Here is a 22,395-nt window from a genome sequence, read left to right as displayed (position 1 = left end):
CCGTGCAGAGGGTCGGGTCAGCCGGGCAGCGAGGCGGCGTGCCGTGCGGCCCGCTCCTTTGCTGCCTGAATCAACGGTCCCTCCAGGTAGCGGCGGGGGACGGCGGCGAACGCGAGCCGCAGCGCGCGCAGGCTCAGGTCCGCCGACAGCTCGGTGGTCGGTAGACCGAGACCTCCGTACATTCGGCGTGCCCACGTCGGCAGCAGCGCGAACGCTGTGCCGGCGATTCCCAGGTACGCCCAGCGTGGCGGGCCAAGGGTGAGCCCCAACCGGACCGGCAGGCTGAGCTTCCACGGCAGCGGCGGGGCGGTGAGGAACACCGCCGTCTCGGCGGCCTCCCGGGTCATCCGCAACTGTGGCCGTACGGTCTCGTAGTAGTCCGCGACCTCGGCGGCGGTCCCTGGAACGGTGGCCGGGTCCAGGCCGACAAGGGCGGCGGCGCGGCGCTGTTCGGTGTAGTAGGCGTCCACCTCGTCGTCGCTCAGCGGCAGCCCGGCGCGTCGGGCCGTGCTCAGGAACGACTCGACTTCGGTCACGTGCACCCAGCGCAGCAGGTCCGGTTCGTCGATCCGGAACTGCTCACCGGTGAGCGTGTCGGTGGCCCGCAGCCGGTCGTGCAGGCGGCGCAGCCGGGCTCCGGCGGCCTCCGCCTCGGCGGTGGTCCCGTAGACGGTGGTCGCCACATAGGTAGCGGTACGGACCAGTCGGCCCCAGGCGTCGGTGCGGTAGTTGCTGTTCTGCGCGACCCCGGCCATGGCCCGGGGGTGCAACGCCTGGAGGTAGAGCGAGCGCAGGCCGGCGACGATCAGGATCGGCTCCTCGTGCACCTTCCACGTGACCGAACCCGGACCGAAAAGGCCGAGGTCATCGGAGTCCACCGCCCAAGAGTGCCACGGTCGGGCCGACCTCGCCGGTTCACGTGCTGCCGGTGCCGGCTGATCAGACGTCGGCGGAGCGGCGGGCCCGGCAGCCCGGGCAGAGGCCCCAGAACGTCACTTCGGCCTCGTCCACCTCGAACCCGTGCGCGCTGTTCGGCTCCAGGCATGGCGCGCTGCCCACCGCGCAGTCGATGTCGGCGATCTCGCCGCAGCCCCGGCAGACCACGTGGTGATGGTTGTCGCCCACCCGCGCCTCATAGCGGGCGGGACTGCCCGCCGGCTCGATCCGGCGTGACAGCCCGGCCCGGGACAGCGCGCCCAGCACGTCGTAGACGGCCTGGGTGGAGACCGAGTCGAGGCGTTCGCGCACCCGCCGGGTGATCTCGTCGACCTCCAGGTGGCCGCCGTCGGCGAGCACGTCCAGCACCGCGAGGCGGGGGCGCGTGACGCGCAGGCCCCTCGACCGCAGCAGCTCCTCGGCACCGGACATTGGCCAATGACAACACGCCCGACCCGCATCGACAACCGTCGCCCGCTCCGGGTGGCCACCGACACAGCCAGGCAAGATCGGGAGTACGGCCCAGAGGATGAACCCGATCGACGCGCCGCGCGTGTCACCGGTCGAGAGCCTGCGGACGATCGGCGGACCATAGGCTGACCACCCCTGACCATGATCCACCTGGAGGGTTCGATGTTCGAGGAGATCCTGGGTCTACCGGTGCACGTCCTGGTAATCCACGCTGTCGTCGTGTTCGTGCCGCTGCTGGCGGTGCTGGCCATCGCGTACGTGGGGCTACCGCGGTGGCGGCACCGGCTGGACTGGGCCCTGGGCCTCCTCGCCGTGGCCGCGCCGGTGACCGCCTACGTCGCGGTCAAGTCGGGTGAGGCACTGACCGACGCGCTGGTGGCCCGGGGCTTCCAGGGGCCGATCCTCGATCAGATCTTCGAGCACTCCCGCTACGGTGACATCCTGTTGCGCGTCGTGGTGCCGCTCGGGATCGTGGCCATCCTGCTGCTCGTGGCGACAAGTGGGCACCCTCGGGTGCCGCAGCTGCCCGCGCTGGTCACCCCGGTGCTGGCGGTAGCGGCCGTGGGGCTTTCCATCGCCGCACTGGTCTACGTCTACCTGACCGGCCACTCCGGTGCCGAGACGGTTTGGGGCACGACCCTCTGAGCTGCTGTCCCTTCTGATCGACTGCACTGGACCTGGCTGGGGCTGTGTCCGCCCCGGCGGTCGCCACCGTCGGGGCGGACACGGCATTGAGCGGCATACCTCAGAGGTATGAATATGACTCTGAGGTATGCCGCTCAACAGCACATCGACGTGCCAGGCCAGCCAACACGCATGCTGGGGGTTGCGCTCCCGGACCTGTTCCTCCACGCCAGTGCCACTGCTGCTGCCAGGGGTGAGGATCAGAAGATCACTCGCGAGCAGAGCAGGCAGAGTAGAACCAGCAGCACCACGCCGGCCGCCGCGCCGAAGCCGTAGGTGACCCTCTGCGAGCGCTGCTCGGCCGCGTCCAGGCCGGCCATGTCCTGCGGCGGCAACTGTCGTGGCGGCACCGGCTGCAGATGTACGGGTGGACGCCAACCCGCCGGCGGCGCCACGCTCGGCGGCGGGCCGGAGTATCCGGTGGCAGGACCCCCGGCCGGTGGTGTGGCCGCGGGCGCGGTGGGAGGTTGGTCCGCCACGGCGTCGTCGCCGGTGTCGGGCCGTCGCCAGTAGTCGTCCGAGGTGCTGCCACCGCTGGGGGTCGTCACGCCGTCCGACGCTACCAACGCCACCGGCGGCCCGGTCGCTTCTGGCCGGCGTGCCACGGTCGACCGTCAGGTCTACCGTCGTCGGCTGCGCTAGTCTTGCCGCTCGTGAGCACCGAAGACCCCGGCACGCACGGCGTACGTGGAGACGACGACCGCGCCGTCGACCTGAGCGAAGACTTCGTGGTGCTGCCCGAGCAGACCTCTGACGACACCGACCGTGGTTGGGGCGAGCGGTCCGGCGGCAACGACGACTGGTTGCTCGCCGAACGCCCCCCGCACTGGGACTGACCCCGGCGGCTCAACCAGCTCCCCGCCTGTCGCCGGCCACCGATGGTGCGTCGGAGGGCACAGCGGTCGGCGGGCATCCGGTCGGGGTGTGCAGGACTGCGGCGGCCAGGCCGAGCAGCGCGGCGACCAGGCCGGCCCGAAGCAGGGTGCGCCCGCCGGGCAGAGTGAGCTGGCGCAGCGGGCGCAACGCCCGCGCGGAATCCGGATCGACCATCGCCTCTGCCGCCTCCCGTCCCCGAGCGCCGCAGTGGCACCCATGGACGGCAGGCTAGGCAGCTTTCGCCGCCTCGACCGACCCTCTGGCCGACGCCTGTGGACAACCGCGCGGCCTGTGGATAACGCCCATCCGCCGCCTCGACCTGCTAAGGCACCTGCCTTGATCAACTCGGATCACGGAAGCCGGGTGGTCAGAGCGACGGGGACAGGCCGACTTTCTGGAACCCGAGTGGATCAACCCGTCTGCTGAGGGGGCGACCGAGTTGATCGAGGCCCGACCCGTGGTGGGGTCGGGCCTTCGGCGATCAGGACGTGGAGCTTGCCGCCGCCTTGCCGCCGCCCGATCCACCCGAGGACGACCCGGAAGACGACCCCGAGGAGGACGACGAGCCCGAAGACGACCCGGACGAGGACGAGGACCCCGACGAGGACGAGGACCCCGACGAGGACGACGAGCTGTCACCGGAGGACGACTCGGACTTCGCCGGCTTGGTCGCCGTGCCGCCGGCGGTCGTCTCGGAACCGGACGCCCGGGAGTCGGTGCGGTAGAAGCCCGAACCCTTGAAGACGATGCCGACCGAGTTGAAGACCTTGCGCAGCCGCCCCTGACACGCCGGGCACTCGGTCAGCGGCTCGTCAGAGAAGGACTGCACCGCCTCGAGCTGCTGACCGCACGTGGTGCAGGCGTACTGGTACGTGGGCACGTTCTCCTCCGGATCTGGGCTCAGCCAGTTGGCACTCGACGTATTCGAGTGCCAATGGTGCGTCATTCGGCCCGGGTTCGTCCAGCAGACGTGTGGGGCGCGACACCGTGCGCCGCACCTGGGCCGCCGTCAAGCGTACGCACCCCGTCGGCGGGAGTGACGACCGCGCGCACCTGACGGTCGTGGGGCTCCGCCGGCAGCGCCTCGACCAGCTCACCGTCGTGCAGCGGCACCACCGTCAGGGCTGCCTGGGGCACCCGGGCGAGTGCGCGGTCGTACGAGCCCCCGCCGCGCCCGAGCCGTCGACCGTGGCGGTCGACAGCGAGAGCCGGTACGACCACGAGTTCCGCGTGCGCCACGGCGGCCACCCCGAGACGAGCACCGACTGGTTCACGGATACCCCGTCCCGCCGCGATCAGGGCAGCGGGCCCGGCATATGCCGCCCAGTCCAGATCCAGGTCGGTCAGGAGCACCGGCAGCAGCAACTCGGCGTCCGCCGGCAGCGCCGCCCGCAGCACCTCGGGCAGGTCCGCGCCGCCCGGTTCGGAGCCGACCGGCACGTACGCCGTCATCCGGTGTGGGCGCAGCCGGCGTACCAGGGAGACCAGCTCGGCCTGCACGCGCCCGGCGGCGGCTGCCCGGGTCTCGGCGGGCAGGGACCGGCGGCGAGCGAGCAGCTCGACGCGGGTGTCCCGCTTCGCCATCCGGGTCACTTCCGCTTCATCAGAAAATTCCGGCACGCAACACTCCTGACGCAACGCCTCTCCCACGGTTGCACTGTGTCAGCATCGCAAGCAACGGAGGCGGAACTTCCGGGGGGACGAGTGACGCTACGCGGGCGGTTGACGGCAGCCTTCCTCGTGGTGGTGCTCGGGCCCGTCCTGCTCGGCGCGCTCTTCGTCGCCTCCACAGTCGCTGCGGTCGACCGCAGCCGCTCCACCGAGCGCCTGGCGGTGGCGGCGTCCACTGTTCGTACCTCGGTCGACGCGCTCTGCCAGCAGCTACGCGCCACGGCCGACGCGGTGGCGCTCACCGCCGATCCGGCGGTCGCCGCCGCGCAACTGGTCGGCCGGGGCCTGGCCGCAGCGGTGCTGGTCACCGACGTGGCCGGCCAGGTCACCTACATATCGCCCGGTGCTCCGTCGACCCCGTGGAAGGACTGCGCCGGCTCGACCGAGGGCACGAACGGGGGCTCGAACCCCGGCTCGGCCGGCCCGGTCCGTGCGTTGGCCGCCCAGGTCGACCTGCACGACCGCGCCGGCACCCGGCTGGGCACTGTGACCGCCGCGCAACTGGTCGACCCGGCCTTCGTGGCCCGACTGGCGGCGGTGACCGGGGTGGCGGTCACCCTGCTCGACAGTGGGGCGAGCGCCGCGCGGGTCACCCACACGACCGAGTCCGGTGACGTCCGCGACGCGGTGCTGGCCGCCGCCGTCGGCGTACGGGGAGAGCAGGTCACCGAGACCAACGAGGGCCGGTACGTGCGCAGGCTCGGGCCCTCCGACGCGCAGCCGCTGCCACTGGTGCTCTCCGTTCCCAGTGAACGGCCACCTGGGCTGCATGCCACGCTGGTCGGGGTGGTCGTGCTGGCCGGGCTGCTCGCGGTGCTGACCGCCTGGCGGCTGGCCCGGGTGACCACCCGGCCGCTGGCGGAGCTGGCCGGTGCTGTCGACCGGGTGGCCCAGGGCGACCTGACCGCCCGGGTGCCGGTACGCAGTCGCGACGAGGTGGGACGGTTGGCCGCCGCGTTCAACCGGATGACGAGGGAGACCGGCTCCTACGTCGCGGCGTTGACCAGCAACCGGGATCAGCTGCGCGGGCACCTCGCGGTGCTCGGCGACACCCTGGCCAGCACGCACGACCTGCAACGGATCCTGCGGGTGATCCTGCGCAGTGCCATCGGGGCCACCGGCGCGCGTGCGGGTGCCGTGCTGCTGGTGGAGACCGGCGGGGTGCTCGTCGCGCAGTGCACCGAGGGGTTGGACGGGCGCTGGTCGGCCGAGGAGGCGGACGGGTCGCAGACGCTGCGGGTGCCGGTCGGCGTCGGTGTGGTCGGCGAGGTCGCCGCCACCGGGGAACCGCAGCGGGGCAGGGCGGAGCCGACCGGGGCACCAACGGGTGAGCCACGCTGTCGCACCTACGTCGCCGTTCCGTTCGCCGCCCCGGCCGGCGGTGCCACGGCCACCCTCGGCGGGCCCTCGGGGCCGGTCGACGAGGCGGGCGCGGCGGCCGCGCTCGGCGTGCTGGCCCTCTACGACCGGTTGGGCGCCGACGAGTTCGACGATGACGACCTGGCCACCCTGCGCACCTTCGCCGGGCACGCGGCAGTGGCGGTGGACAACGTCCGGGTGCACGAGGAGGCGCAGCGGCTCTCCCTCACCGACCCGCTCACCGGGCTGTGGAACTACCGCTACCTGCGCGAGTCGATCCGGCGGGAGGTCGAACGGGCCAGCCGATTCGGGCGGATGCTCAGCGTCCTCGCGTTGGACCTGGACCGGTTCAAGGACGTGAACGACACCTACGGGCACGCCGCGGGGGACACCGTCCTGGCCGAGTTCGCCCGCCGGGTGCGCGGGGAGATCCGTGAGGTCGACCTGGCCTTCCGTCAGGGTGGTGAGGAGTTCGTGCTGCTGCTGCCGGAAACCGACGCGCGGGGCGCGGCGATCGTGGCCGAGCGGCTCGGCGCGGCGGTGCGCGAGACGCCCATCGCCGTCGAGGCGTACGCCGGACCGGTCCTGGTGACAGTGTCGGTGGGGATCGCCGTCTTCCCGGACCACGGCAGCACCGGACGGGAGGTGCTGGAGGCCGCCGACGACGCGCTCTACGCGGCCAAGGCGGCGGGCCGCGACACGTACCGGGTCGCCGAGGCGCGCTCGGATCTGCCGACCCGGGAAATTCCGGTGCTCGCGTGTGCGGTGAGCCCGACCGACGGGCTGCCGCGCGCCGGCCAGCCGGTGCAGGCCAGCCGGGAGCCGGGCGGGCCCGCCCGGTCCGACCCGGCGGTGGGCGTACCGGAATCATCGCTGGCGGGCCCGGCGCACGCCCGGCCGGATTCGGTCGACGACACGCCGGACAGCGCGTCGGGCGCGGCGCGGGCCGGCCCGGACGCGGCCCGGCCGGGGCCGGGTGGCGGCGCGTCTTCTGGGCCACACCCGCCGCGGCAGAGCCGTGGCCGATAGTCTCGCGGCATGTCGGAGCACTCAGCGAACCCCTCATCGACGGTCGCCGCAAACGGCCGTCCCCTGGCGGTCAAGGCCGTCATCCCGGCGGCCGGACTGGCCACCCGGTTCCTGCCGGCCACCAAGGCGGTGCCCAAGGAGCTGCTGCCGGTGGTGGATCGGCCGGTGTTGCAGTACATCGTCGAGGAGGCCACGCAGGCTGGCATCGGTGACGTGTTGCTGATCACCGGTCGGGGTAAGACGTCGATGGTGGACCACTTCGACCGTCGCCCGGACCTGGAGACCAGGTTGGAGGAGAAGGGCGACTCCGAGCGGTTGGCCGCCGTACGTCGGCCCAGCGAGCTGGCCGAGATCTACACAGTGCGGCAGCCCGAGCAGCTCGGGCTCGGCCACGCCATCGGGTACGCCGAGTCGCACGTCGGCGACCAGCCCTTCGCGGTGCTGCTCGGCGACGAGTTCGTCAAGCCGTCGGAGCCGCTGCTGCCGGCGATGATCGAGTTGCAGGCCCGCACCGGCGGTGTGGTGCTCGCCTTCTTCGAGGTCGACCCGTCCGAGACCAAGCGGTACGGGATCGCCTCCGTCGAGCCGGCCGAGTCGGAGCTGACCGACATCGGTGAGGTCGTCAAGGTGACCGGGATGGTGGAGAAGCCGCAGCCCGAGGACGCCCCGAGCAACCTCGCGGTGCTCGGCCGCTACGTGTTGCCGGGCAAGATCTTCGACGCGATCCGGCGGACCAAGCCGGGCAGCGGCGGCGAGATCCAGCTGACCGACGCGATGGAGCTGCTGCGTACCGAGGGCATCCCGGTGCACGCGATCGTCTACCGCGGCACCCGCTACGACACCGGCATGCCGCTGGGATACCTCCAGACGGTGGTGCAGATCGCCGCCGAGCGCGAGGACCTGGGCGCCGAGTTCAGGTCCTGGCTGGCCGACTTCGTCAAGGCCGACGCGGCAGGCGGATCTGGTACATGACCGCGACGGCCGACGCCGAGGCGGCCGCGAACGAGTTGACGCCGCTCGCCGACTACCTGGGCAGCGTGCTGCGCAGGTTGCGCGCGCTGCCGCCACTCGACCTCGACCTCACCCAGGCGCACGGCAACGTCCTCGCCGAGGACGTCGTCGCGCCGCACGCCTTCCCGGCCTTCGACCAGGCTGCCGTGGACGGCTACGCCGCGCGCTGGGAGGACATTTCCGGAGGGGGCCGGGGGCCGAGTTACGTCCCGGCCCCCTCCGGCACGCCCGGAGGCCGCACCATTCGGCTCAACGTGGTCGGCGATCTCGGCGCCGCGAGCTGGCGGCCGGTCCGGCTCACCCCCGGCTCGTGCTTCTCGGTGGCCGCCGGGGCTCCGCTGCCGGTCGCCGCCGACGTCGTGGTCCCGGTGGAGTGGACCGACCAGGGCATGGCCGCGGTGGAGATCTTTCGTACCCCCAAACGGGGGTACGGGGTACGCCGAGCGGGTGAGGAGCTGCCCGCCGGCACCCTGCTGGCCCGGGCCGGCACCTACGTGTCCCCGGCCCTGGTCGCCGTCTTCGCGGCGACCGGCATCGGGCACGTGGTCGTTCGGCCCAGTCCACGGGTGGTCATCGTGGCCACCGGTGACGAACTCGTCGACGTGGGCCGGGGCAGTCAGCCCGGTCAGGTGGTGGACGCGAACTCGCACGCGCTGACCGCCGCTGCGGCCGAGGTGGGCGCACTGGCGTACCGGGTGGGCATCTGCGACGACGACCCGGAGGGGCTGCGCGGGTTGCTGGAGGACCAGACGCTGCGCGCCGACCTGATCATCACCACCGGTGGCACCGGCACCGGCCCCGGAGACATGGTGCGTCGGATCCTCTCCCGCCGTGAGGGCGGTCGCGCCGGGCCGGTCACCTTCACCGACGTGGCGCTCTACCCCGGCACCGCGCTCGGGTTCGGCACCGTCGGCGCCGAGGAGGTGCCGGTGGTCTGCCTGCCCGGCGACCCGGGCGCCGCGCTGATCGGCTTCGAGGTGCTGGCCCGCCCCGCCATCCAACTGCTCGCCGGCGCCGAGCCGGTGTTCCGACCCAGTGTGCGGGCACACCTGCTGGAGACCGTGTCGTCGCCAACGGGGCTGCGCGAGTTCCGGCCTGCGCACGTCGCCGAGCGACGCGGCGGCGGGTATACGGTCCAACCGCTCAGCGGCGGGCCGTTCACCCTCTCCGGGTTGGCCGAGGCCAACGGGCTGCTGGTGCTCGGCGAGCGGGTCACCACGGCCGCAGCCGGTTCCACTGTGGACGTCCTGCTGCTGGACCGCCGCCGGTGACGCGTCCCGGCCGGTCCGCTCGCGGCCCGCGTCGGGTGATCGTCGGGGTCTGTGCGGTGAACGCGGTGGGACCACTTGCGCGCGACTCGGTCCCGCGCGGGAGACTGTGCGGGTGAGTCTCTTCGGACCCGCGCGGGCACCGGGCTGGCCGGTGGAGTTGGCCGACGGCCCAGTGCTGCTGCGGCCCTACCGGCGCTCCGACGCGGCGGCGTGGTCGGAGGTGCGGCGGGCCAACCGGGCCTGGCTGGCACCCTGGGAGTCGTCACTGCCCGGCGGTTGGGACGAGATGAACTCGCCGGCCGCGTTCCGCTGGGTGCACCGTGACCAGCGGCGTTCCGCCCGTGAGGGTGAGGGCATGCCGTTCGCGGTCTGTCTGCGTGAGGCCGACCGGGACCGGCTGGTCGGGCACATCAACGTGGGCAGCATCGTGCGGCGGGCGCTCTGCTCCGGCTACGTCGGCTACTGGGTCGACGCGCGGGTCGCCGGCCAGGGTGTGATCCCGACGGCGCTGGCGCTCGCCGTGGACCACGCGTTCGGCCCGGGCGGGCTGCACCGGGTGGAGGTGAACATCCGTCCGGAGAACCGGCCGTCCCGGCGGGTGGTGGAGAAGCTGGGCTTCCGCGAGGAGTCGTACCACGTGCGCTACATGCACATCGACGGCGCCTGGCGGGACCACATCGGGTACGCGATGACGAGTGAGGAGATCGCCGCCGAGGGTGGCCTGCTGGCCCGCTGGCACCGGGTTCGCGCCACCGCTCGGTAGGAGGATTTCCCGACATCCGCCCACTCGTCCCACGGACGGGATCGGCGCGGCGCGGTGGCATCCCGGTCGGTGCGCCGTAACCTCAAGTAACTGCAAGCTGCGGCAAGCGCTCCCCGGCCGGACGATCCACGCGCCCAGGCGTGATCGATGGAAGATCCTGCGGTCGGATGGCGGTTGCTTCGAATTCGGTGACGGGAGGGGTGAGGGTGCCGACCTCGGTGCTCCTCGCCGTCCTCGCCGCCGCCGGCCTGCTCGCCCTGGCCCCGGCGTTGGTTCGTCGGTACGACGCCACCGAGCGGCTGGTGGCGGAGCGGGCGCAGTCGACGGCGCGGGTGCTCCAGCGCCGCCGACGGCGCCGCACTGTGCCGGGACGGCGACCCGTCCATCCTCCGCGCTCGCTGATCGTCACCCTCAGTGAAGACGTGACTACCGGTGCGTTGAGCGCCCCGGTCTCCGCGCCACCAGCCGTCCGCCGCTCCGGTCGACTGCGCGCCGTGCCCGCCGCGCCGAAGCGGTCCCGTCGCCGCCCACCGCCGCGCCGACAGCACACCCCCGCCGTGTACCGGCGTCGCCGGGTGCTCGCCGCCCTGCTGCTCCTCAACGTCGTCGAGCTGATCGGCGTGCTGTTCGTCAGCCCCGGCTTCTGGGTCGGCTTCGGGGTCACCTTCCTGCTCCTGGCCTTGTACGTCGTGCACCTGCGGGGTCAGGCCCTGGCCGGGCGTCGCCGCCGCCGCGTCCGGGCCCGGGAGGCCGCCTGGTTGGCCGCCCGGCAGGCCGAGGTGCGCCGGGAGCAGGCCCGCCGGGCCGCGGCCCGCCGGGAGGCGCAGCGCCGCCTCGCCGCCCAGCGGGAAGGGGTACGCCGAGCCGCCATGGGCCTGGACCGGCCGGGAGACCTCCCGGCGGCGGTCAACGGTGGATCGGTCTCGTACCGACGGTCGGGCGGACTGCGCGGCCGTCCCTACGAGGCCGGCCGAGGCGCCTGACGCCGGTCCCGGCCGGTCTCGGCCGTGCCTCGGTCTCGGCCGTGCCCGGCCGGTTTGATCGACTCTGGTTCCTTGAAGTCGGGTGGTTGTGGCGTCCGGGATGCCCCGATTTCCAGGAGCCCGAGTCGATCTTCGGGCGGGTCGAAGCGCCGGGCCGGGGGCGGATTCGCGGTGAAGGGCGACGACCTGTTAGCCTTGCTGCCGGCCCGCCCGGTGTAAGCCGGGTGGGACCGAAGCCGGTTCGCCGGCGGGGGGCTGTGGCGCAGACTGGTAGCGCACCTCGTTCGCATCGAGGGGGTCAGGGGTTCAAATCCCCTCAGCTCCACCCCAGGCCAAAGGCCGTTTCCGCGAGTCGGAGGCGGCCTTTTGCGATCTTCCGGGTGGCGGACCGAACCCATCACGTGTGCTCCATCGACACCTGGCGCGGCCACCCGCCGAGATGCGCGAACTGGCGAAGGTAGCGCTCGCATCTCTGGGTGAACTCCCCCGGCTCACGTGGTAGGCGGGTCGCCGTGACCAGATGGCGCGGGTGGGTGTGGCCTGGCCGCAGCAGCCGGATCTGGTCGTCAGTGAACTGGCCGCCGGTGAGGTCGGCGACGGCAAGCGCCATGGCCAGCGTTACGACGACACTCACACACGTGCGGTAGGGGCTGAAGACTGCCTCCGGGACACCACCGGTCTCCGGCTCGTGGTCGATGACCAGGAGCCACGCACCGTCCGCGAAGCCCGAGACGTCGATCTCGAGGTGGATCGAGCCCGGCATTCCGTTGGGCTTGCGGTCAATGCGGTGGCCGATGGTGGTGGACCGCAGTTCTGCCGCGTCGAGGCGGCGGCCGGAAGCGACGCGGTGTCCCTGCTCGTAACGTCGGTCGGTGAACACGCTCAGCTCGGGCGTCGTGTCCACGCCGAGCAGCTCGGACAGGGTGGCGCGCGCGGCGGTCACCATCTCAGCGAGCGAGATGGGCCGGGCCAGTGTTGCCTCAAGGTCGACTGACATCCAAGCCTCCAGTCTTGTCGGGCGGTCAGGTGGTCAGGTGCCACGCGCTAGGCGAAGCGTTCGGTCGTCACCGGTATCAGGCCGTGTTCGCGCAGGACGTTGGTCAGGCCGGTCAGGGTCGAGCCCACCGCCTCGGACGCGTCGGTGCTCAGCAGAACCGTCACGTCGAGACACCAGGCCAGGGTGTGGCCGACCCGTCGCAGATCCCAGGTGAACTGGTCGCCGTGCTCGTCGAGACGACCGCTCGCGACTGACGCGACAGTGCCGCCCGTCGGTGTCCGCCAGGCCGTCCGAAGGCTCGCCACCTGCTCGGCGCGGAGGTCCTTGGCGAAGAGGACGCGGTACACCCGCCGCTCGTGAAAGCCGGCCGGTGGCTGCACCGGGCCGAGCCGCAACGGCGGGGCGGTGGCGATCGGTTGGTGGTCGAGGAAGTGCGTACGAAGCACCGACTCGTCCGGCAGTTGCCCGCCACCGAGGGCGCGGTAGACGTCCTCGGCCTTCCGGCGGGAGGTGGGGAACACCCGCTCCAGCACCTCGGGGTCGGTGCGCATGCCGCGGCTCAGCGTGGCGGAACTCCACCAGCCGGTCTCCGGCGTCCAACCGGCGCTGTCCAGCCCCGTCGTGGTGAGGTCGTGGTGGCGGGTGAACTCCTCGACGACGATCCCTTCCACAGTGGTGGCTGGGTCGCGCTCGTCGCGTCGAGGGAGGACCAGGTAGTAGTCCAGGGGCGGTCCCGCGTCGGGCACCAGCACGGGTACGGCCCGCGTCGGCTCGGTGGTCATCGGCACAACCGTAGCGAAGGAGAACGGTTAGCATCCGGACCTCTACGTGAGGAGCCAAGATGACTTCGGTGGCCCAGACCCGGTTCGGCATCATCGGCAGTGGCTGGCGAGGTGAGTTCTTCCTTCGCCTGGCCCGGCTGCTCCCCGAGCGGTTCCGGGTGACCGGGGTGGTGACGCGTACCGAATCACGGGGAGCTGCCGTGACTGCCGACTGGGGTGTGTCGACCTTCCGCACGACGGCGGAGATGCTCGCCCACGAGCGGCCGGACTTCGTCATCGTGTCGGTGCCGTGGCCGGTGACGCCAGAGGCGACCCGGGAGTTGGTGGCGGCCGGCGTACCGGTGCTCGCCGAGACACCGCCCGCCCCCGACCTGGCGGGCCTGCGCTCGCTCTGGGCCGACGTCGGAGGCAGCGGCCTGGTGCAGGTCGCCGAGCAGTACCTGCTGATGCCCGGACACGCGGCGCGGCTGGCGCTGGTCCGCGCCGGGGTGCTCGGTGAGCCGACCTCGGTCCAGATCTCCTCGACCCACCTGTACCACGCGGTCTCACTGATCCGGGGTCTTCTCGGCGTCGGTCACGAGAGCGCCGAGGTGAGCGCGCGCGCCTTCGTCGCGCCGCTGGCCGACCCGCTCTCGCCGGCTGGCTGGAGCGGCGACGACACCCCGCAGCAGCTCTCCACCACCCTCGCGACCATCGACTTCGGCGGGCGGATGGGGTTGTACGACTTCACCGACAACCAGTGGTGGAACCCGCTGCGTACCCGCCGGTTGGTGGTCCGGGGCTCGCGCGGTGAGCTGGTGGACGACCGGGTGGTCCGCCTGGTCGACCCGAGCACGCCGGTGGAGTCGTTCCTGACCCGGCGGCAGACCGGTCTCGACCTCAACCTGGAAGGGCTCGACCTCAAGCACATCAGCTTCGACGGCGACGTGGTCTACCGCAATCCGTTCGTCGGCAGCGGGATGTCCGACGACGACATCGCGGTCGCCGACATCGTCGCCCGCGCCGGGGCGTGGGCGCGGGAGGAGGGCCCGGCTCCGTATCCGCTTGCCGAAGCCTGCCAGGACCACCTGATCAGCCTCGCCGTCGACGAATCGGTACGCACCGGCCGGCCGGTCGTCACCGCCACCGAGGCATGGGGACGGTAGGTCCGCCGGATCCGTTTCTGTCTCTTGGCTGACAGTGCGCAACCGTGAAGCCAGCTCACCTGTGAAGCCGGGTATCAACCGAATGCCCGGGAGCACCCGGGCCGCACACGGGGAGCAAGCATGAATCGAAGCACTCGACGCCGGATGCTCGCAGCCACAGCGACCGGTCTGCTGGCTACCTCTCTCGGCGTCGCTGTCTCCGCGACGGCGACCGCCGCGCCCGGCGGGGCGACCCCCCGCACCTGCAAGATCAGTACGCTGCCGTACCCGACCGACACCTATCGCGCCGACGCGAACGCGGTCGACCCGACGGGTCGCTACGTCGCGGGGACCGCGCTGCGGGTCGGTGGGACCGACAACCAGTACCTGCTGCTGTTCTGGGACGGGCAGCGGGTCACCGAGCTGGAGTCGGAGGCCTCGGCCACCCCCGTCGACATCAACGCCGACGGCGTCGTGATCGGCAACGGATCGGCGGAGACCGGCTACGGGCAGCCGTGGAGGTACCGCGACGGCAAGCTCGAGCAGTTGCCGGTGCTGCCGTCCACCGCCACGTATGTCAGCGCCATCAACGACGCCGGCGACATCGTCGGCCACGGCTCCGACATCGTCTCCGGGGAAATTGTCGCGCTGCGCTGGCCGGCTGCCCGTCCGGGCACTGTGGAGGTGCTCGACGCCCCGGTCGACGCCCAGGCGGGTGGGATCACTGACAACGGGACCATCGTCGGCAGCGCCGGGCCCTTCGGAGACTGGAACAGCTGGGTCCGCCGGCCGAACGGCCGGATCGACGCGCTCACGTTCCCGGGCGCCGAGTGGAGCACTGCCGGCGAGGCGGCGGGCCGCTGGGCGATCGGCCAGGTTTGGCTGGGCGGCGCCACCTCGTCGAGCAGGGTGCGGTGGGACCTTCGGAACGGCTCGCACACGCTGCTCGACCAGGAAATGCCGGCACTGACCGGTGTCAACGCCAAGGGCGCCGTGGTGGGTGGTGACCGCGTTGCCAGGGGCGCCACCTCCCGGGTTCTGCCGGGCGGCGGCGAAGGGGTGGTCGTCGGTGCGCGCTCCATCTCCAACTCGGGCACCATCGTCGGGTTCCGCAACGTCCTCGCCGACCGGTTGACTCCGGTGCGTTGGACGGGCTGCTGACCCACCGACTCGCCCACCGCGTGGGGCCGGCCCGGACGGGTCGGCCCCACGTCGCGTCAGCGCGTCACGGCTTCCAGGAACCGGCGGTCTGGAACTGGTCCTGGTACTCCAACGCGCCCGAGGTGTCATGCACGTCGAACACCACGCTGCCGGTGCGTCTGGTGCCGGCGGTCAGGTCGTCGACGGCCGGCATCGGCTTGCCGCAGCCGGAGAAGGCTCCGCCGATCGCAGTGGTCTTGGTGCCGTCGGCGGCCACCCACTGGAAGTAGAGCGGGTTCGTCGACACGGTGCCCTTGGTGACAGCCACAGTCACGTCGGCGATCACGTACATGCCCTCGCCGGGCTTCAGCCCGTGGGACCTGCAGGGTTTGGTGGCGCTGCTGAACTTCGTCACGGTGATCTCGACGGTGCCGGCCTCGCTGTTGACGACCAGGGTGTCGCCCGGCGACAGGTCGCGGGTGTCGCCGTTCGCCGGCGGCGGGGTCGGCGGGGTGGCCTGTGCCTCGCTCACAGTGGTCGAGGTGCCTTTGGTGCCGATGACGACCGCCACGATGCCGCCGGCGCAGGTGAGCAGGGTGAGTACGGCCGCGGAGACCGCGACGGCAACGACGGACTTCTTGGCGCGGTCCGTCTGCGCCGGTGGTGGTGCGATGATCGGGTAGCCGGACCCACCGGGTGCCCGATATCCGCCGCCATGGTCCGTGTGCCCGCCGGCCGCCGGGTACGCAGGCCCCGAGAACGGCGGCTGCGGTGTCGCCGCGAAGGAGCGGGCCGGCGGCTGCGGGTTCGGCTGTTGGGGATTGTGCGGCCTGACGCGTGGCTGGGGGTGGGTCACCGTACTCCTTGACGCTTCGGTACGTGCGGTGCGGGGAACTCTTCGACGTTACCGTGGGTGGCGGAACGTCCAGTGGTCACGCCGGAGGGCATCCCATCGCGAGGATGCGAAGCCAGTCTGGCCAGCGTGGACGGTGTTTGGTCGGTCGCCGAACGCCACTGTGGATCGGTATTCCAATCATCGCTATGAGTAACCAGGCGAGGTCAACGCGCCGGAAGCGCAGCGGCGGTGCGGACCAACCCGTCGGCGATCACGAAGTGGCCGCTGATCGATGTCGGGGGGTTGTCGACCCCGGCCGCGTCCACGCGGGCCGGTGCGATCCGGGCAGTGAACGTGCCCGCATCCGGATCGATGTCGAGGAGAGCGTCGTGGAAGTCCAACCAGCCGCGGACGATCGGATGCCACACCTTGTAGACGGTCTCCTTCGCACTGAACAGCACGACCGGCCAGTGGGTGCCGCCGGGTAGCCGTGCGCAGGTGGCCTCCTCCTCCGGCAGCAGCACGAGTCGGCGTACTCCCGGATTGACCTCGCGGTGCTGCTCGGCATCCATCCCGACGGACCGGATGTCGGTGGTGTGCGCCGCCGCTGCGGCGCAGTAGCCGGCGGTGTGGGTGATGCTGCCGACCACCCCGGCCGGCCAGACCGGCGCGCGGTCGCTGGCGGCCGGCACCGCGGTCGTCGGCAGGCCGAGGTCGCGCAACGCCCTGCGGGCGCAAGTCCTTCCCGCGACAAAGTCCCGCCGACGGGTCTGCACCGCCCGCTCGCCGAGACACGCCTGCTCAGCGGGGAGCAATTCGCCTGTCCAGTCCTCCGGCCCGGCGACGGCGACCGCGACCGTCGATGGAAGCAGGTCACGCATTTCGGTGGCCTACTGGTCGGTAGGAATGACGCACAGAGTTAACCGTCAAATTTCCGACTCCCACGACCGTCGAAGGTACCGCAAAGATGTAACACCGGAGGGACGCGCAGCGCTCTCCCTGATGGCTCCGGGGGGACCACCATCAATGCTGGCCGGCACGGCAGCCGCCAGTCCCGTGGACATCTGGAAGGACGTGCGATGACCGATGGCCTGGAACGGCCGGGGGTGCGGGCTGACGAACACGCCCCGAAGACCCCCTGCTGGAGCTGCGGCTCCTGCGGCGACGAGTGGCCGTGCGCGACGAAGCGCACCCGGCTGCTGGCGGAGTACGGGGGTGATCGCGCAATGCTCAGCGTCTATCTGGGCTCCTGCCTCGCCGCCGCCACCGAGGATCTGCGCGCGGCCCCGGTGATGTCGCTCCAGGATAGGTTCATCGGCTGGTTGCCGCGCGGCTCCCGACGTAGCTGAGTCTCTGGTGGCCCCGCCGCTGAGCGGGGCCACCAGAGGTGGCGTTTCAGCGACGTCGAGGGCGTCGGGTCACCGCGAAGCCGCACACGCCGGCCACCGCGGCGAGCGCGCCGCCGATGCCGGTCCAGACCCAGCGCGAGCCGAGATCCGGCAACCAGTCCGCCAGCGAGCCGCTCTCGTCGTCGGCCTCCGCGTCCACCGGGGGTACGGCGTTGAGCACCGTGCCGGCCTTGGTGTTCGGCACCAGCGGGGCGGCCAACTCGCCGTCGTCAGCCGAGGCGCCCCGGTCGGCGATGGTGCCGACCAGCAGGTCGACGTCGATCGGCGCACCCAGATCCGCCTCCGGCAGCTCGATCACGGACAGCCGGACGACGTACGTGCCGGGCAGCGGATCGGCCGACCAGGGCTCCGCCCACGGCCGCACCTCGCGCAGCGTGCAGCCCAGCACCACGTTCGACGCCTTCGCGTCCACGGTCGGGGTCTGAGCCCCCGCCGTGCACGCCTGGCGTCGGCGCAGCCCGTCGAAGACGTCCACCGTCCAGGTGGAGGCGCCGCCGCGTCCCTTCGGGAAGGTGACGGTGGCGTTGATCTCGTGCACCTGGCCGGCCGTCGCGGGGAACGACCAGTAGAGGTGGTCACCGATCGAGGCGTCCACCCGTACCGGTTGTCCGGCGGTGATCGGGGTGGCGGTGAGGAACGACGTGCCGGCACGGTTCACCGGCGTGGCACCCGGGGAGGGGGTCGGTGCGGCTACGGCCGCAGCGGGAAGCAGAGCGGCGACGCCGGCGGCGAGCAGCGCCGCCATCGACCGGAACAGTGCGGTAGGCATCAGTTCTCCCTCCAGGTGGCGACCCACCAGCGGGTGAGCAGGCCGGCGAGCAGACCGGTGATCAGCCCGGCGATGGTGAGCAGGGCGAGCAGCGCCCAGCCGCGGCCGAGGTCCGGTCCGTCCGGTGCGGGTGCGGCGGCGACCACGTCGATGGTCAACTCCACGGGCATGCCCGGGGTCGCCGCGGTGCCGGGACGCGGGGCGAACGAGTTGCTGACCACCAGGCAGACGGTGGTGGGTTCGACGACCGGCGCGGAGCTCTGCTCGGTCTCGGTGGCATCCTCGTCGTCGGCGGTGGCCGACCAGCGCAGCCCGGCGGAGAGCACGTCGGCCCGCCCGCTGCCGGCGTCCGCGCCGCGAACGAGTTCCCGGCCGTCGGCCGCGGTGGCCCGCAACAGCACCCCGTAGTCCCGGTTGACGGCCCGGTCCAACGCCATGCTCACCGACGCCCGCAGTTCCTGCCCGGGACGGATCGGCACCCGGTAGTAGCGATGCTCGGAGAACGCCTCCCGGTCGGCGTAGACGCCGGGGGCGAGCAGGGGCGCCGAGTCGCACGCGCTCGTGCCGCCGACCACGGTCGGGGCCCGGGTGTACGTGTCCCCGGCCCGCTCGACGAGCTGTTTGATCCGGTCGGTCAGCTCCTCGGCGCTCTGCGCGGCGGTGTAGGTCCCGCCGGTCGCGCTGGCGATGCAGAGCAGTTGTCGGCGAACCTTCTCGTCGGGGGCCAGGCCGAGGGTGTCGACGACCAGCCTGGTGCCCTGGGCGGCCAGTTCCCGGGCCACCTCGCACGGGTCCGGCGGAGCACACGTGTCCTCGCCGTCGGTGATCAGCACGATCCGTCTCGTGGTTGCCCCGGTGCCCAGGTCCTGCGCGGCGGAGCGCAGCGCCAGCCCGACCGGAGTGAACCCGGTCGGCCGAAGTGTCGCCACCGCGGCCTTGGCGGCGGACCGGTCCACCGGCCCGACCGGCACGATCTGCTGGGTGTCCTGGCAACCGACCTTCTTGTCCTTGCCGCGGTAGGTCGCGCCGAGCACCCGGATGCCGAGTTGTGTCTCCTCGGGCAGCGCGTCGACCACCTCGTTGAAGGCCTGCTGGGCGACCGAGATCCGGGAGCGTCCGTCGATGTCGGCGGCGCGCATCGACCCGCTGACGTCGAGCACCAACTCGACCCGGGGCGGCTCGGGCGCCGGCTCCTCGTCGGCCTGCGCCGGCCCGGTCAGCGCGGTGGTCGCCAACAGTCCGAGAAGGACCGCCGTCGATCGTCTGAAGTTGATCACGACCCGCAGTGTAGTGAGATCCACTTTGGATGATCATTTGGGTGGAGGCGTGCGGAACCGGCGACTCCGGCCACGCCGGGGATCGCCTCTGACCGGCCGCGCCCGCGCTCAGGGTCCACGCCGGGTCACCCTCGGTCAACTGTGCGAGGGAAGGTGTCGGTTCGGCCAGCATCCGTCGGAAATCTGACCCAAGTCGACCCGTTGTGCCGGTGGTGCGGGGTGGTTAAGCTCTTCATGCGCGCCCCAATCGCCCGCTTCCCCCGTGGCAGGCGATCGGGGCGCGCGTCTTTGTCAAGAAGGGCCCGCACGCTTCGGCGTGCGGGCCCTTCTTCCGTCGCGCTGTGCGGCGCGTCGCCTGTCGATGCTTATATCCACCGACCGTCGAGCCACATCCGGGACAACCAGTCCGAGTAGGGAATCACCCGACCCACGAAGATCGGATAGAAGTACGCGAAGCAGAGCGCCACCAGCAGCACGTACGCCCCCGCCGCGATGCTGCCCACCAGTCGGCGCTCATAACTCGGGTCGCCGGGCACCAGCGGCGCCACCGTACCCACGTCACCCCCGGCGGGCGCGATCAGCGCGCCCAGCACGTACACCACGGCCAGCACCAGGAACGGCACCGCCGGCGCGGCGTAGAACGAGAACATCGTCCGGCCGTCGAGGGCGAACCAGAACCACGGCAGCAGCCCGGCGGCCACGGTCAGCAGGATCGCGCCGGCCCGCCAGTCCCGACGGGCCACACCCAGCCAGACCAGCGCCACCAGAGCGGGCAGGAACGACCACCAGAGCAGCGGGGTGCCGAGCAGCAGAATCTCCGAGGCGCAGCTCGCCGCGCCGCAGACGCCGTCGCCCGCGTAGTGGAACGCCACCGGCCGACCCAACAGCAGCCACTGCCACGGCCACGACTGGTACTTGTGCGCGTCATCGAGCTGGGCGTGGAAGCCGTACGCCGCGCGGTGGTACTCGAAGAGGTTGATCAGCGGACCGATCACCGGCCGGTCGCTGAGCCGGGAGCCCGGGTAGGACGACGCCAGCCGGTAGTAACCGTCGTCGGTGAGCAGCCAGCCCGACCAGGTGGCGAGGTAGGTGCCCACCATGAGCACGCCGGCGAGCACCAGCCAGGGCAGCTCGTCGACGAGCGTGTCCCGCCAGGGCCGGCGGACGCCCGCCGAGCGGCGGACGCCGACCTCCCAGAAGAGCACCAGCAGCGCGAAGGCCGGCACGAAGTACAGAGCGCTCCACTTCACCGCACAGGCGCAGCCGATCAGCACCCCGGCGGCCAGCCGCCACCACGGCCAGGTGCGCCAACCGGTCGGCGGGCGGCCGGCCCGGCCCGGCTGGCTCGGATCGAGCCCGTCGTCCAGGGCCCGAGCCCAGCGCCGACGGCGGGCGTCCCGATCGAGCACCAGCGCGCCGAACGCCGCCAGCACGAAGAAGAGCAGGAAGATGTCGAGCAGGGCCGCCCGGGACAGCACCAGGTGGAAGCCGTCCAGGGCGAGCAGCAGGCCGGCCGCGCAGCCGAGCACCGTCGAGCGGAACATCCGCCGACCGATGCGGACCAGCAGCAGCACCGACAGCGTGCCGATGACCGCCGCCGAGAAACGCCAGCCGAACTCCGGTGCGGTGGTCATCAGGTGCCCGGGGACGGAGACCTTGGAATCGGCGTCCTGATAGCCGAACGCCCACTCGCCGACGCCGATCAACCACTTGCCCAGGGGCGGGTGCACCACGTACGACGGAGCGTTGTCCTTGTAGTTCCACTCCACGCCACGCGAGATCAGCCCGTAGGCGTCCTTGGCGTAGTACGTCTCGTCGAAGATCTTGCCCTTCGGGCTGGACAGCCCCACGAAGCGCACGATCGCCGCGATGGCCACCACCACTGCCGTGGCCAGCCAGGAGAAGCGGTCCACCTGGGTGTCGACGGTGGCGAACCGTCGCCGGACCACAGCTGCCACCCCGCCGCCCTCGGCACTCGGCGCCGTCGGCTCCTGAATGGCACTGGGCTCGCCCGTCATCTGGATCATCTTGTCCGGATCGGCGCTCGGGCTCTGCGCTGTCGACGCACTCGTCACCCGGCGATCGTAGGCTGCCAGGGTGCCCGGTGGCGTCCGTCGTCCCTGATACCGGTATTCCCTGCAATGAAGGAGACGAATCCGTGGGTGAAATGTCCGAAGTTGGGCGCCTGATCCTGCTCGGTGCTCCGCTCGGCAACCCCGCCGACGCCTCAGCCCGACTCCGGGAGGTGCTGATCAGCGCCGACGTGGTCGCCGCCGAGGACACCCGCCGGCTCACCCGGCTGGCCCGCGATCTCGACCTCACCGTCGGTGGTCGAATCGTCTCCTACTTCGAGGGCAACGAGGAGCGGCGCACCCCCGAGCTGGTCGAGGCCATCCTCGGCGGATACGTGGTGGCGCTGGTGACCGACGGCGGAATGCCCAGCGTCTCCGACCCCGGCTACCGGCTGGTCCGTGCCACGTTGGACGTCGGGGCGCCGGTCACCGTCGCCCCCGGGCCCAGCGCGGTCACCACCGCGCTGGCCGTCTCCGGGCTGCCCTGCGACAGGTTCTGCTTCGAGGGCTTCCTGCCCCGTACCCCCAGCGGCCGCCGATCCCGGCTGCGCGCCCTCGCCGCCGAGGAGCGCACCCTTGTCTTCTTCGAGGCCCCCCACCGGATCGGGGCGACGCTCACCGACCTGGCGGACACGTTCGGGGCGGACCGGCCGGCCGCAGTCTGCCGCGAACTCACGAAGACCTACGAGGAGGTGCTCCGCCGCCCCCTCGGCGAGCTGGCCCGGTGGGCCACCGAGGGGGACCCGCGCGGCGAGATCACCCTGGTGGTGGCCGGAGCTCCGGTGACCGCTGCCGAACGCCCCGACGACGACACCCTGCGCGCCGCCGTCGCCGAGCGGGAGGCCGCCGGCCGGTCCCGCCGGGACGCCATCACCGACGTCGCCACCGAGTACGCGCTGCGCCGCCGGGACGTCTACACGATCGTGCACAGCTGAC

At 72.0% G+C, this 22,395-nt stretch carries 24 protein-coding genes, 1 tRNA gene and 1 pseudogene; 13 read left to right on the top strand and 13 right to left on the bottom strand.

Going from position 1 to position 22,395, the window contains the following annotated elements; genetic code table 11:
* Positions 1-17 precede the first annotated feature (17 nt).
* Both NIE111_RS07220 and NIE111_RS07215 read right to left on the bottom strand, forming a co-directional pair.
* A complete protein-coding gene (locus NIE111_RS07220; RefSeq protein WP_238683627.1) occupies positions 18-878 on the bottom strand; it encodes an oxygenase MpaB family protein in 861 nt (286 codons plus the stop codon).
* Positions 879-939: 61 nt separating this feature from the next.
* The gene (locus tag NIE111_RS07215) at positions 940-1,368 is read right to left on the bottom strand and encodes a Fur family transcriptional regulator (RefSeq protein ID WP_238671193.1); all 429 of its coding nucleotides are present in this window, start codon (positions 1,366-1,368) and stop codon (positions 940-942) included.
* Positions 1,369-1,569: 201 nt separating this feature from the next.
* Here NIE111_RS07215 and NIE111_RS07210 point away from each other — a divergent pair, with 201 nt between their 5' ends.
* Positions 1,570-2,052 carry a DUF2231 domain-containing protein gene (locus NIE111_RS07210; protein ID WP_238683853.1) on the top strand — a complete coding sequence of 161 codons (483 nt, stop codon included), beginning with the start codon at positions 1,570-1,572 and terminating at the stop codon, positions 2,050-2,052.
* A 239-nt stretch (positions 2,053-2,291) separates the two neighbouring features.
* Here the strand turns inward: NIE111_RS07210 and NIE111_RS07205 are convergent, their stop codons facing one another.
* Positions 2,292-2,639 carry a hypothetical protein gene (locus NIE111_RS07205; RefSeq protein ID WP_238683626.1) on the bottom strand — a complete coding sequence of 116 codons (348 nt, stop codon included), beginning with the start codon at positions 2,637-2,639 and terminating at the stop codon, positions 2,292-2,294.
* Positions 2,640-2,744: 105 nt separating this feature from the next.
* On the opposite strand from NIE111_RS07205, the gene NIE111_RS07200 reads away from it, so the two are divergent.
* Entirely contained in the window at positions 2,745-2,927 is a 183-nt protein-coding gene (locus tag NIE111_RS07200) for a hypothetical protein (protein ID WP_112581848.1), read from the top strand.
* Positions 2,928-2,937: 10 nt separating this feature from the next.
* Here NIE111_RS07200 and NIE111_RS07195 read toward each other — a convergent pair whose 3' ends face one another.
* Positions 2,938-3,141, bottom strand: a complete 204-nt coding sequence (locus NIE111_RS07195; protein WP_238683625.1) for a hypothetical protein — start codon at positions 3,139-3,141, stop codon at positions 2,938-2,940.
* Between the two features lie 314 nt (positions 3,142-3,455).
* On the opposite strand from NIE111_RS07195, the gene NIE111_RS32205 reads away from it, so the two are divergent.
* The gene (locus NIE111_RS32205; protein WP_238683866.1) at positions 3,456-3,692 is read left to right on the top strand and encodes a hypothetical protein; all 237 of its coding nucleotides are present in this window, start codon (positions 3,456-3,458) and stop codon (positions 3,690-3,692) included.
* A 14-nt stretch (positions 3,693-3,706) separates the two neighbouring features.
* Here the strand turns inward: NIE111_RS32205 and NIE111_RS32200 are convergent.
* Both NIE111_RS32200 and NIE111_RS07180 read right to left on the bottom strand, forming a co-directional pair.
* Positions 3,707-3,913 (bottom strand): annotated as a pseudogene (locus tag NIE111_RS32200) (FmdB family zinc ribbon protein); the annotation flags it as partial.
* Entirely contained in the window at positions 3,910-4,587 is a 678-nt protein-coding gene (locus tag NIE111_RS07180) for a 5-formyltetrahydrofolate cyclo-ligase (RefSeq protein WP_238683624.1), read from the bottom strand. The pseudogene NIE111_RS32200 and the gene NIE111_RS07180, both read right to left, overlap by 4 nt.
* 84 nt (positions 4,588-4,671) lie before the next feature.
* On the opposite strand from NIE111_RS07180, the gene NIE111_RS07175 reads away from it, so the two are divergent.
* From NIE111_RS07175 to NIE111_RS07150, 6 genes are all read left to right on the top strand, one after another.
* Positions 4,672-7,026, top strand: coding sequence for a diguanylate cyclase (locus tag NIE111_RS07175; RefSeq protein ID WP_238683623.1), 2,355 nt, complete (start codon positions 4,672-4,674; stop codon positions 7,024-7,026).
* A 9-nt stretch (positions 7,027-7,035) separates the two neighbouring features.
* The gene (locus NIE111_RS07170; protein WP_238683622.1) at positions 7,036-7,998 is read left to right on the top strand and encodes a UTP--glucose-1-phosphate uridylyltransferase; all 963 of its coding nucleotides are present in this window, start codon (positions 7,036-7,038) and stop codon (positions 7,996-7,998) included.
* Entirely contained in the window at positions 7,995-9,308 is a 1,314-nt protein-coding gene (locus NIE111_RS07165) for a molybdopterin molybdotransferase MoeA (RefSeq protein ID WP_091394702.1), read from the top strand. Before NIE111_RS07170 ends, NIE111_RS07165 begins: the two co-directional genes overlap by 4 nt.
* 112 nt (positions 9,309-9,420) lie before the next feature.
* Positions 9,421-10,071, top strand: coding sequence for a GNAT family N-acetyltransferase (locus tag NIE111_RS07160; protein WP_196920962.1), 651 nt, complete (start codon positions 9,421-9,423; stop codon positions 10,069-10,071).
* A 200-nt stretch (positions 10,072-10,271) separates the two neighbouring features.
* Positions 10,272-11,054, top strand: coding sequence for a divisome protein SepX/GlpR (gene sepX / locus NIE111_RS07155; protein WP_238683621.1), 783 nt, complete (start codon positions 10,272-10,274; stop codon positions 11,052-11,054).
* Positions 11,055-11,305: 251 nt separating this feature from the next.
* A tRNA-Ala gene (locus tag NIE111_RS07150) sits at positions 11,306-11,379 on the top strand.
* A 72-nt stretch (positions 11,380-11,451) separates the two neighbouring features.
* On the opposite strand, the gene NIE111_RS07145 is transcribed toward NIE111_RS07150, so the two are convergent.
* Both NIE111_RS07145 and NIE111_RS07140 read right to left on the bottom strand, forming a co-directional pair.
* Complete coding sequence (locus tag NIE111_RS07145; RefSeq protein WP_238683620.1) at positions 11,452-12,000, bottom strand: hypothetical protein; 549 nt, start codon at positions 11,998-12,000, stop codon at positions 11,452-11,454.
* A gap of 98 nt (positions 12,001-12,098) precedes the next feature.
* Complete coding sequence (locus NIE111_RS07140; protein WP_238683619.1) at positions 12,099-12,833, bottom strand: hypothetical protein; 735 nt, start codon at positions 12,831-12,833, stop codon at positions 12,099-12,101.
* Positions 12,834-12,892: 59 nt separating this feature from the next.
* Here NIE111_RS07140 and NIE111_RS07135 point away from each other — a divergent pair, with 59 nt between their 5' ends.
* Positions 12,893-13,978, top strand: coding sequence for a Gfo/Idh/MocA family protein (locus NIE111_RS07135; protein ID WP_238683618.1), 1,086 nt, complete (start codon positions 12,893-12,895; stop codon positions 13,976-13,978).
* 120 nt (positions 13,979-14,098) lie between these two features.
* Positions 14,099-15,118, top strand: a complete 1,020-nt coding sequence (locus NIE111_RS07130) for a hypothetical protein (RefSeq protein WP_238683617.1) — start codon at positions 14,099-14,101, stop codon at positions 15,116-15,118.
* A 64-nt stretch (positions 15,119-15,182) separates the two neighbouring features.
* On the opposite strand, the gene NIE111_RS07125 is transcribed toward NIE111_RS07130, so the two are convergent.
* Together NIE111_RS07125 and NIE111_RS07120 are read right to left on the bottom strand one after the other, a co-directional pair.
* Positions 15,183-15,953 carry a DUF4352 domain-containing protein gene (locus NIE111_RS07125; RefSeq protein ID WP_238683616.1) on the bottom strand — a complete coding sequence of 257 codons (771 nt, stop codon included), beginning with the start codon at positions 15,951-15,953 and terminating at the stop codon, positions 15,183-15,185.
* 203 nt (positions 15,954-16,156) lie between these two features.
* The gene (locus NIE111_RS07120) at positions 16,157-16,813 is read right to left on the bottom strand and encodes a 4'-phosphopantetheinyl transferase family protein (protein ID WP_238683615.1); all 657 of its coding nucleotides are present in this window, start codon (positions 16,811-16,813) and stop codon (positions 16,157-16,159) included.
* Positions 16,814-17,011: 198 nt separating this feature from the next.
* Here NIE111_RS07120 and NIE111_RS07115 point away from each other — a divergent pair, with 198 nt between their 5' ends.
* Positions 17,012-17,281, top strand: coding sequence for a hypothetical protein (locus NIE111_RS07115; RefSeq protein WP_203122828.1), 270 nt, complete (start codon positions 17,012-17,014; stop codon positions 17,279-17,281).
* 46 nt (positions 17,282-17,327) lie between these two features.
* Here the strand turns inward: NIE111_RS07115 and NIE111_RS07110 are convergent, their stop codons facing one another.
* From NIE111_RS07110 to NIE111_RS07100, 3 genes are all read right to left on the bottom strand, one after another.
* Positions 17,328-18,110 (bottom strand): peptidase, encoded by a 783-nt coding sequence (locus tag NIE111_RS07110; protein ID WP_238683614.1) that lies wholly within the window; start codon positions 18,108-18,110, stop codon positions 17,328-17,330.
* Positions 18,110-19,387, bottom strand: coding sequence for a VWA domain-containing protein (locus tag NIE111_RS07105; protein ID WP_238683613.1), 1,278 nt, complete (start codon positions 19,385-19,387; stop codon positions 18,110-18,112). The genes NIE111_RS07110 and NIE111_RS07105 overlap by 1 nt, the downstream gene beginning before the upstream one ends.
* A 365-nt stretch (positions 19,388-19,752) precedes the next feature.
* Positions 19,753-21,405, bottom strand: a complete 1,653-nt coding sequence (locus NIE111_RS07100; protein WP_274530803.1) for a dolichyl-phosphate-mannose--protein mannosyltransferase — start codon at positions 21,403-21,405, stop codon at positions 19,753-19,755.
* A 149-nt stretch (positions 21,406-21,554) separates the two neighbouring features.
* On the opposite strand from NIE111_RS07100, the gene rsmI reads away from it, so the two are divergent.
* A complete protein-coding gene (gene rsmI / locus NIE111_RS07095; RefSeq protein WP_274530802.1) occupies positions 21,555-22,394 on the top strand; it encodes a 16S rRNA (cytidine(1402)-2'-O)-methyltransferase in 840 nt (279 codons plus the stop codon).
* The last annotated feature ends 1 nt before the right edge of the window (position 22,395 follow it).

Origin of the sequence: Micromonospora hortensis (assembly GCF_022230935.1) — a bacterium.
Taxonomy (GTDB): domain Bacteria; phylum Actinomycetota; class Actinomycetes; order Mycobacteriales; family Micromonosporaceae; genus Micromonospora; species Micromonospora hortensis.
The sequence above is the reverse complement of the archived record's forward strand: the minus strand, read 5'-3'. Positions and strand labels throughout refer to the sequence as shown.

Bases quoted from the DNA above. Each gene is read 5' to 3' on its own strand.
- NIE111_RS07215 (WP_238671193.1), bottom strand. From the start codon at position 1,368: ATGTCCGGTGCCGAGGAGCTGCTGCGGTCGAGGGGCCTGCGCGTCACG.
- NIE111_RS07210 (WP_238683853.1), top strand. From the start codon at position 1,570: ATGTTCGAGGAGATCCTGGGTCTACCGGTGCACGTCCTGGTAATCCAC.
- NIE111_RS07195 (WP_238683625.1), bottom strand. From the start codon at position 3,141: ATGGTCGATCCGGATTCCGCGCGGGCGTTGCGCCCGCTGCGCCAGCTC.
- NIE111_RS07170 (WP_238683622.1), top strand. From the start codon at position 7,036: ATGTCGGAGCACTCAGCGAACCCCTCATCGACGGTCGCCGCAAACGGC.
- NIE111_RS07165 (WP_091394702.1), top strand. From the start codon at position 7,995: ATGACCGCGACGGCCGACGCCGAGGCGGCCGCGAACGAGTTGACGCCG.
- NIE111_RS07145 (WP_238683620.1), bottom strand. From the start codon at position 12,000: ATGGTGACCGCCGCGCGCGCCACCCTGTCCGAGCTGCTCGGCGTGGAC.
- NIE111_RS07140 (WP_238683619.1), bottom strand. From the start codon at position 12,833: ATGACCACCGAGCCGACGCGGGCCGTACCCGTGCTGGTGCCCGACGCG.
- NIE111_RS07135 (WP_238683618.1), top strand. From the start codon at position 12,893: ATGACTTCGGTGGCCCAGACCCGGTTCGGCATCATCGGCAGTGGCTGG.
- NIE111_RS07130 (WP_238683617.1), top strand. From the start codon at position 14,099: ATGAATCGAAGCACTCGACGCCGGATGCTCGCAGCCACAGCGACCGGT.
- NIE111_RS07120 (WP_238683615.1), bottom strand. From the start codon at position 16,813: ATGCGTGACCTGCTTCCATCGACGGTCGCGGTCGCCGTCGCCGGGCCG.
- NIE111_RS07115 (WP_203122828.1), top strand. From the start codon at position 17,012: ATGACCGATGGCCTGGAACGGCCGGGGGTGCGGGCTGACGAACACGCC.
- NIE111_RS07110 (WP_238683614.1), bottom strand. From the start codon at position 18,110: ATGCCTACCGCACTGTTCCGGTCGATGGCGGCGCTGCTCGCCGCCGGC.
- NIE111_RS07100 (WP_274530803.1), bottom strand. From the start codon at position 21,405: ATGACGGGCGAGCCCAGTGCCATTCAGGAGCCGACGGCGCCGAGTGCC.
- rsmI (WP_274530802.1), top strand. From the start codon at position 21,555: ATGTCCGAAGTTGGGCGCCTGATCCTGCTCGGTGCTCCGCTCGGCAAC.